Annotated in this window: 1 pseudogene; it reads left to right on the top strand. The window is 41.4% G+C overall.

The window, feature by feature from the left end:
* Positions 1–242: 242 nt before the first annotated feature.
* Positions 243–914: pseudogene (locus PGX78_RS08765) on the top strand (YadA-like family protein); the annotation flags it as partial.

The raw sequence follows: 914 nt of genomic DNA, 5'->3' as shown, positions 1-914 counted from the left end.
TTATTGAAGGGTAAGAAGAAATCGATATTGTCGCTTGCTCGGTGAACAAGAATGCTATAATTGCATGCTTGTTCACCGTTTTTTGTATGTAGGTTAGACATATAATGAAAGAAATATATATAAAAGTCATGTATTTTAGTTATATTTTTATATAGAATATTAACAAATTCCTAAAAAGAATGTATAATCATTAAAGAAAAGACATTAAACAGCTTATATTATACAATTGGAGATGAATAACTATGAATCATATGATTAAATTGCAATTATCGACGGTTCTGACCGTACTTGCCGTATCGGCATCTTGTCCGGTACAAGCGGCGGATACACCCATCGTATCGAGCGGTGGTGTAGCTTATAATATCGGCTTGCAAGGCTCCTCTTTTACAAACTCGGATAATGTGTATCTGGGCGGTCAGACCGGTGCTGCAAACAGCAATCCTTACACACATACGGGGGACCCGAATGCAAAGGGAAATAATATTGCCGTAGGGCGACTGTCGCTAAACGGATCGAATGGCGGCGGCAATATTGCCTTGGGTGCTAAGACCTTTGTAGAGGGAAAGGGAGATTATAATTTTTTGGGAAATTTTGCCGCAGGGTTTAAGTCTACCCTGTCCGATACGATTGCTATCGGTTCTTTTGCGGGAGCTAATGCTACCGGAAATAAAAATGTATGGCTCGGTGCCGGTCAGGCCGGCGGAAGTACGGGAAATAATACGGTATTAATCGGATCGAATTCTAATGTAACCGGTAATTTTAACTACGGTATGGGACATGGAATTATACTGAACGGGGATGATAATGCCGCTGTCGGTGCTTATAATAAGATAGAGGGAAATCGTTCGGGCGCCTTCGGGGTAGGTACTTATAATGTGTCTACCGTTGCGGGAGACGATTCATACAGTGTAGGT

Origin of the sequence: Megasphaera sp. AF13-6AC, from assembly GCF_027685385.1 — a bacterium.
Lineage (GTDB): Bacteria > Bacillota > Negativicutes > Veillonellales > Megasphaeraceae > Megasphaera > Megasphaera micronuciformis.
Note: the sequence above shows the minus strand (reverse complement) of the source record. Positions and strands in the feature narration are given on the sequence as shown.